This is a genomic window from Mesorhizobium sp. M7A.F.Ca.CA.004.04.2.1, assembly GCF_004022825.1.
GTDB lineage: Bacteria > Pseudomonadota > Alphaproteobacteria > Rhizobiales > Rhizobiaceae > Mesorhizobium.
In genome coordinates this window covers 1-7,133 of sequence record NZ_RZPH01000209.1, presented here as the reverse complement: position 1 = coordinate 7,133, position 7,133 = coordinate 1, and the positions used below count along the sequence as shown (strand labels likewise).

Annotated in this window: 8 protein-coding genes; 7 read left to right on the top strand and 1 reads right to left on the bottom strand. The window is 66.1% G+C overall.

Going from position 1 to position 7,133, the window contains the following annotated elements:
• A partial coding sequence (locus tag EN893_RS12140; protein ID WP_164900815.1) for an FAD-dependent oxidoreductase occupies nt 1-825 on the top strand: 825 nt, incomplete at its 5' end.
• A 23-nt stretch (nt 826-848) separates the two neighbouring features.
• On the opposite strand, the gene EN893_RS12135 is transcribed toward EN893_RS12140, so the two are convergent.
• A complete protein-coding gene (locus tag EN893_RS12135) occupies nt 849-1,265 on the bottom strand; it encodes a VOC family protein (protein ID WP_127266861.1) in 417 nt (138 codons plus the stop codon).
• Between the two features lie 167 nt (nt 1,266-1,432).
• On the opposite strand from EN893_RS12135, the gene EN893_RS12130 reads away from it, so the two are divergent.
• The 6 genes from EN893_RS12130 to lpxK all read left to right on the top strand — a co-directional run bounded on the left by EN893_RS12130 (nt 1,433) and on the right by lpxK (nt 7,052).
• Nucleotides 1,433-2,776 (top strand): TldD/PmbA family protein, encoded by a 1,344-nt coding sequence (locus tag EN893_RS12130; protein ID WP_127266860.1) that lies wholly within the window; start codon nt 1,433-1,435, stop codon nt 2,774-2,776.
• A complete protein-coding gene (locus EN893_RS12125; RefSeq protein ID WP_127266859.1) occupies nt 2,763-3,566 on the top strand; it encodes a 3'(2'),5'-bisphosphate nucleotidase CysQ in 804 nt (267 codons plus the stop codon). The genes EN893_RS12130 and EN893_RS12125 overlap by 14 nt, the downstream gene beginning before the upstream one ends.
• A gap of 103 nt (nt 3,567-3,669) precedes the next feature.
• On the top strand, nt 3,670-3,915 hold the full coding sequence (locus tag EN893_RS12120; protein ID WP_027038609.1) for a DUF4170 domain-containing protein: 246 nt from the start codon (nt 3,670-3,672) through the stop codon (nt 3,913-3,915).
• Between the two features lie 5 nt (nt 3,916-3,920).
• Nucleotides 3,921-4,712 (top strand): lysophospholipid acyltransferase family protein, encoded by a 792-nt coding sequence (locus EN893_RS12115; RefSeq protein ID WP_127266858.1) that lies wholly within the window; start codon nt 3,921-3,923, stop codon nt 4,710-4,712.
• On the top strand, nt 4,709-6,025 hold the full coding sequence (waaA, locus tag EN893_RS12110) for a lipid IV(A) 3-deoxy-D-manno-octulosonic acid transferase (protein ID WP_027038607.1): 1,317 nt from the start codon (nt 4,709-4,711) through the stop codon (nt 6,023-6,025). The genes EN893_RS12115 and waaA overlap by 4 nt, the downstream gene beginning before the upstream one ends.
• Nucleotide 6,026: 1 nt before the next feature.
• On the top strand, nt 6,027-7,052 hold the full coding sequence (lpxK, locus tag EN893_RS12105) for a tetraacyldisaccharide 4'-kinase (protein WP_127271512.1): 1,026 nt from the start codon (nt 6,027-6,029) through the stop codon (nt 7,050-7,052).
• Nucleotides 7,053-7,133: the final 81 nt, after the last annotated feature.

Below are 7,133 nucleotides of genomic sequence, written 5' to 3'. Positions count from 1 at the left end.
CTTTACCTCTATCGCCGCGAGAGCGATTTTGCCGCTGGCGCCGGCGGCCGGGCAATGCGCGCTGGGTTTGGCATCCACCAAGAGGTGCTGACTCCCGAAGAGGTGGCGGCGCTTGAGCCGGGCCTGCCGGCGACAGCAGCGCATGGCGTGTATTTTCCCGACTCGATCAATGTCACCGATCCGGCAATGGTGATGCGGCGGTTGCTGGGCGCGGTGAGTGCCCGTGGTGCATCGGTGAAGCAGGCTGAGATCACCGGACTGCAGGTCGAGGCTGACGGTGTCCAGCTCAGCGGACCCGGCGTTCGCATCAAGGCTGGCACGGTGGTGATCGCCGCCGGTGCACGGTCGCGCGCACTGGCCGCGCAGGCCGGCGACAGGATTCCGCTCGAGACCGAGCGCGGCTATCATCTGGAATTCCAGACCGACGCGCCGCTGCTCAACCGACCTGTCTGTCCCGTCGATCTTGGTTTCTACCTGACGCCGATGGCTGGCCGCTTGCGGGTCGCCGGCACCGTCGAACTCGGCGGCCTGGTCGCGCCGCCAAATCCGCGCCGGCTGGCGCTGCTTGACCGTGGCGCCAGGCAAATTTTTCCCAGGCTCGGCTCGCCTGCCTCGCAATGGCTCGGCTTCCGGCCGTCCCTGCCGGATTCCAGGCCGGTCATCGGCGCTTCGCGCGGCAGCTCCCGCGTAATTCATGCTTTCGGGCACGGCCATCTCGGCCTGACGCTGGCTCCGATCACCGCGCGGCTGGTCGCCGACTTGATCGGCGGACGCGGCGATCCGGCTCGGCTCGCACCTTTCGCGGCGGGCCGTTTCGGCCGTTGATCGACCGATGCCCTCGATCTGAGTTAGTGCGCGAAAACCTGCTCCAGCGAGCGAAAACCCTTGAATTCCAGGGCATTGCCCGAGGGGTCGCGGATGAACAGCGTTGCCTGTTCGCCGGGTTCGCCCTTGAAACGCACCATCGGCCGTTCCAGCCAGTCGATGTCGTCGCGCGCCTCCAGCCGCGTCGCCAGGCGCTGCCAGTCGTCCATCAGCAGCACCGCGCCGAAATGCGGAATCGGCACGACAATGCCGTCGACCCTGCCGTCACTGGGGGCCTGTGCGGCCTGCGGACGCAGATGCGCCGACATCTGGTGGCCGTAGAGGTCGAAATCGACCCAGGTCGCCGATGAACGGCCGATCGCACAGCCCAGCACCTCGCCATAGAAAACGCGGGTTTCATCGAGATCACGGACCGGGAAGGCGAGATGGAAAGGCGTCATCGAAATGCTCCGTGCAAGCTGCGAACCCATTTTGCGTCACAGGGTTCGCGGTTTTGAACCGCCCACCCTGCATTTTGATTGAAGCCTATGCCATTGCACAAGCCGGACCGGAACAATAGATGGGTGGGCAACGGCCGCACACCGGCCGCACCAGCAGGATTTCAGGCATGACCGATATATCAGACGCAGCAAAATTGACCGACCGCGTCGCGGCTCTGGTCGAGGCTGCCAAAAAGGCCGGCGCCGATGCCGCCGACGCGGTGGCCGTGCGCGGCCGCTCGACCGGCGTGTCGGTGCGTCTCGGCAAGGTCGAGGCTACGGAAGCCTCCGAGAGCGAGGATGTGGCGCTGCGTGTTTTCGTCGGCGGCCGCGTGGCGAGTGTCTCGGCGACAGCGGCGTCCGACCCGAAAACGCTGGCCGAACGCGCTGTTTCCATGGCGAGAGTCTCGCCTGAGGATCCCTATCAGGGGTTGGCCGACCCGGCATTGCTGGCCAAACAGACACGCGATCTCGATCTGTTCGACGCCACCGAGGTGTCCGCCGACCAGTTGAAGGAAGCCGCATTGGCGGCGGAGGCGGCAGCGCTTGGCGTCAAGGGCGTGACCAATTCGGCCGGCGCCAGCGCCGGTGCCGGCCTCGGCGGCCTGGTGCTGGCCACCTCGCACGGCTTCCTCGGCCACTATGTCGGCTCGCGGTTCTCGCGCTCGGCCAGCGTCATCGCCGGCGAGGGCACCGGCATGGAGCGCGACTATGAATTCTCATCGCGCCAGCACTTTGCCGATCTCGATGCGCCCGAGGACATCGGCCGCAAGGCCGGAGAACGCGCGGTGCGCCGCATCGGCGCGCGCAAGGCAGCGACCGGGCCGGTCGACGTGGTGTTGGACCCACGCGTCGCGCGCGGCATCGCCGGCCATCTGGCCGGCGCCATCAACGGCGCCTCGGTCGCGCGCAAGACCTCGTTCCTGCGTGACATGATGGGCAAGCAGGTGGCCGCCTCCGCCATCACCGTCACCGACGAGCCGCTCCGGTTGCGTGGCCAGGCCTCACGGCCGTTCGACGGCGAAGGCGTCGAAGGCGAAAAGCTGTTGATGGTCGAGAAGGGCGTGCTCAACCATTGGTTCCTGTCGACCTCGGCCGCAAGGGAACTGGGCCTCGTCACCAACGGCCGCGGCGCCCGCGGCGGCTCTTCCGTGACGCCATCCTCCACCAATCTCGCCATCGAGCCGGGCGAGCGGTCGCCGGAAGAGCTGATCAGATCGCTCAAGACCGGCTTCTATGTCACCGAGGTGTTCGGCCAGGGCGTCGACATGGTCACCGGCGAATACAGCCGTGGCGCCTCGGGTTTCTGGATCGAGAACGGCGAGCTGGCCTATCCGGTCGCCGAGGTCACCATCGCCTCGAACCTGAAAACCATGTTCCTCAACATGGTGCCGGCTGATGACCTCGACCGTAATTTCGGCACCGCCGCCCCAACGCTCCTGATCGAAGGCATGACCCTTGCCGGAGCATGACCTCACCATAGCCGGGGCCACCGAAGATTTGCCGCTGCTGCGCGATGCCGCCCGCGAGGCGGGGCTCATCGCCATGCGCTACTTCGGCAACAGCCCGCAAGTCTGGATGAAGGGCGGCACATCGCCGGTCAGCGAGGCCGACCATGCCGCCGACGCCTACCTGCGCGAAACGCTGCTGGCGGCGCGACCGGATTATGGCTGGCTGTCGGAAGAGACCGTCGACGATCCGGTCCGGCTTTCGGCACGCCGCACCTTCGTCGTCGACCCGATCGACGGCACGCGCGGTTTTCTGGAAGGCCAGCGCACCTGGTGCGTCAGCGTCGCCGTCGTCGAGCGTGGCCGTACGCTGGCCGGCGTGCTGGAATGCCCGGCGATGGAGGAAACCTATTGGGCGCTGCCGGGCCAGGGCGCCTTCCGCAACGGCAAGCGCATTGCGGTTCGCAAGCTGGCGGAAACAGCCGAGATTTCCGGGCTGAAGCAGTTGACCGACCTGATGCCGGCCGAATGGCAGGCGCGGCTGAAGCGAGCGCCCTACAGCCCTTCGCTGGCTTATCGGCTGGCGATGATCGCCAATGGCGCGCTGGATGCCACTTTCGTCAAGCCGAATGCGCATGACTGGGATATTGCGGCGGCCGACCTCATCCTGCGCGAGGCCGGCGGCCAGCTGCTCGACCAGCACGGTCGCGCTCCACTATATGCCGGCGAGGTGACCCGCCACGGCGCCCTTGCTGCCGGCAGCGGTGAATTGCTGGCCGTGCTCGCCGGCGTCATCGCCGGCCTGGACGCGTGAAGGCGTTTTCCCCGGCGAGATGAATTCATCTCGCCCTAAAGGTTCCAAAGTTGGCGGCTTTGGTCTAGACCTGTGACAAACTCACGATATGTGAAGGACCGACATGGCCGCGGAAGACGGAAAGAAACAGCTTTTGCATCTGGTGTTCGGTGGCGAACTCAAGAAGCTTGGCGGCACCGAATTCCGCGATCTCGAGGGCCTCGATATCGTCGGCATCTATCCGGACTATCAATCCGCGCACACGGCGTGGAAAGCCAAGGCGCAAGCCAGCGTGGACAACGCCCACATGCGTTACTTCGTCGTTCATCTGCACCGGCTGCTGGACCCCGACAACAAGGTTGCCGGTTGACTTCGATGGAGCATGACCTGGCGAAAGGGCCAGCAAGCGATGCCGCGCCCACGGGCAGGGGACGCAGCCGCACGACCAAGGCCTTCTGGCGCAAGATTCGCCAACCGCTGGCGCAGTCGCGATTCGTCAAGAACGCCATCGCCAGCCTGTTCGCCCAGTTCGTGCGCTTCGTGCGCCTCACCAATCGCGTCGTCGAGGGATCGGCACGGTTTTCGGGCGGTGCCTATACCGAATTCGAGCCTGGCATCATCGCCTTGTGGCATGGCCAGCATCTGCTGACGCCAGCCTATTACCCCAAGCGCAAGCCGCTGGTCGCCATGGTTTCGCGCAGCGCTGATGCCGAGCTCAACGCCTTGATGCTGGAAAAATTCGGCATCGAGGCGGTGCGCGGCTCCGGCGGGCGCGAAAATGCCAGGCATCTCGACAAGGGCGGGGCAAAAGCGCTTATCGCCCTGAAAAAGTCGCTCGCCGTCGGCAAGAACGTCGCCATGATCGCAGATATTCCGCACGGCACGCCACGAGACGCAGGGCTTGGTATCGTTCTCCTGGCTCGCCTCTCGGGCCGGCCGCTTGTGCCTGTCGCCATCACCACCAGCCGCCGCAAGGTACTGGAGAAGAGCTGGGACAAGACCACCATCAACCTGCCGTTCGGCCGTTCGTCGATCGTCATCGGTCAGCCGATCTTCGTGGCGGCCGGCGCCGATGAGGCCGAAATGGAGCGCAAGCGCCAGGAAGTGACGACCGCGCTCAATGCCGCGACCGCCGAGGCCTACCGTCTCGTGGATGCTCCGCGATGAGCGGCCGCTGGGCGCGAGCCATGCTGTCGGCATACCGTTTCGCGGGTGCGGCCGCCTATCCGCTGGTCGGGCCCTATGTTGCCTGGCGCACCTCGCGCGGCAAGGAAGACCGCTACCGCCGCCGCGAGCGCTATGGCGTCGCCGGACGCGCGCGCCCCGACGGGCCGGTGATCTGGATCCACGCCGCGAGCGTCGGCGAGACCATCGCCGTCGTGCCGCTGGTCGAAAGCATTCTCGACTACGGCGTCAACATCGTGCTGACGACCGGCACGGTCACCTCGGCGCAGGTCGCCGATGAGCGTCTCGGTGACCGGATCATCCACCAATACGTACCGCTCGATCTCAAGCCGGCGGTCAGCCGGTTCCTCGATCACTGGCAGCCGGATCTGGCGATCATCGCCGAATCCGAAATCTGGCCGATGACCATCCTCGAGCTTGGCGCGCGCCGCGTGCCGCAGGTGCTGGTCAATGGCAGGCTCTCCGACCGCTCGTTCAAGTCGTGGAAGAAACGGGCCAACATCGCCGAGGCGTTGTTCGAGAACCTGGCTCACGTCGTGGCGCAGTCGGATGTCGATGGCGAGCGGTTTCTGGCGCTCGGCGCCCGGCCGGTCACCGTGTCGGGCAATCTCAAGGTCGATACCTCGCCGCCGCCCGTCGACGAACGGGCGCTGGCGACGCTGCGGCGGCAGATAGGCACGCGCCCGACCTGGGCGGCGATCTCGACCCATGACGGCGAGGAAGTGGTCGCGGCTGAAGTCCACGCGACGCTGCACAAACGCCACCATGGTCTTCTGACGATCGTCGTTCCGCGTCATCCCGATCGCGGCGAGGCGCTTGCGGCGCAGATTTCCGGCATGGGCCTGAAGGTCGCGCGGCGAAGCAAGGGCGACAGGATAGCCGCCGACACGGATATATTGCTCGGCGACACGATCGGCGAGATGGGACTCTATCTCCGGCTGACCGAAATCGCCTTCGTCGGCCGCTCGCTGACCTCCGAGGGTGGCCAGAACCCGCTGGAACCGGCCATGCTCGACACCGCGGTTCTCGCCGGGCGCAATGTTCAGAATTTTCGCGAGGCCTACCAGCGTCTCCTCGACAGCGGCGGCGCCAAGCTGGTGCGCGATCGCGACATGCTGGCCGGCGCCGTCAATTTCCTCCTGACCAACGAAGTGGCGCGCCACGAGATGATGGCGGCGGGTGTGGCGACCGTCGACGAGATGCGTGGCGCGCTGGCGCGCACGCTGAAATCGCTTGAGCCCTATATCCAGCCGCTGGTCGTCAAGTCGCGCCTGAAGGGCGCGAACGGTCGCTAGCGTGGCCTCTGAAGCACCACCATTCTGGTGGGAAGAGCCGGACTGGCGGGTCCTGGCACTGTCGCCGCTATCGGCCATCTATGCCGCCGCCGCCGGCCGCGGCATGCGGCGGGCCAAGCGCGAGAAGATCGAAGCACCCGTTCTGTGCATCGGCAATTTCACGGTTGGCGGCACCGGCAAGACACCGGTGGCCATCGCGCTCGCCGAGCAGGCGAAGCGAATGCATCTGAAACCCGGCTTCCTGTCGCGCGGCCATGGCGGCTCGTTCGCCGAGCCTCACGTGGTCGATATCGACCATGACAGTGCCAGGCATGTCGGTGACGAGCCGCTGCTGCTCGCCGAACACGCGCCGGTGGCGGTGACGCCGAACCGCGCCGCCGGCGCCCGGCTGCTGTTGGAACGGCATGGCTGCGAATTCCTGATCATGGACGATGGGTTTCAGAGCGCCCGCATCCACATCGATTATGCGCTGGTCGTCGTCGATGCGCGCTACGGAATTGGCAATGGCCGCGTCATTCCGGGCGGGCCGCTCAGGGCCAAAATCGTCGACCAGTTGGTCTTCACCAGCGGGCTGTTGAAAATGGGCGAGGGCACTGCCGCCGACAGCGTGGTCCGCCAGGCGGCACGCGCCGGCCGGCCGATCTTCGAGGCCCATACAGAGCCAAGCGGCAAGGCAGGGCTTGCCGGCAAGCGGTTCCTCGCCTTCGCCGGTATCGGCCATCCCGAGAAATTCTTCGACACGGTGCGCGAAGCCGGCGGCGAACTGGCGTTGACGCGGCCGTTTCCGGACCACCATTTCTTTGCCGAGGACGAACTTGCCGAGTTGGCGGCGACCGCACGCACTGAGGGGCTGGTGCTCATCACCACCGCCAAGGACGCGGCCCGGCTGCGCCACGGCGCCCCACAGGACTTTCTCGACCGGCTCGAGGTGCTGGAGATCGACACTGTCTTCGAACTCGATCACGTTCCCGAGCGCATCATCGACGAGACGCTCGATGCCTGGCGCCAGCGCAAGCTGAAGGGTTAACCGCGTTTACGCAGCTCCGGATGCATCTCGATTTCGCGGCGCAGCGAGGCGGTGGCGCTGATGTACGGCTCCTGCCTGGCG

What these genes read in the sequence shown, in the direction of transcription:
- EN893_RS12135 (WP_127266861.1), bottom strand. Translation starts at nt 1,265, where the DNA reads ATGACGCCTTTCCATCTCGCCTTCCCGGTCCGTGATCTCGATGAAACC.
- EN893_RS12130 (WP_127266860.1), top strand. Translation starts at nt 1,433, where the DNA reads ATGACCGATATATCAGACGCAGCAAAATTGACCGACCGCGTCGCGGCT.
- EN893_RS12120 (WP_027038609.1), top strand. Translation starts at nt 3,670, where the DNA reads ATGGCCGCGGAAGACGGAAAGAAACAGCTTTTGCATCTGGTGTTCGGT.
- EN893_RS12115 (WP_127266858.1), top strand. Translation starts at nt 3,921, where the DNA reads ATGGAGCATGACCTGGCGAAAGGGCCAGCAAGCGATGCCGCGCCCACG.
- waaA (WP_027038607.1), top strand. Translation starts at nt 4,709, where the DNA reads ATGAGCGGCCGCTGGGCGCGAGCCATGCTGTCGGCATACCGTTTCGCG.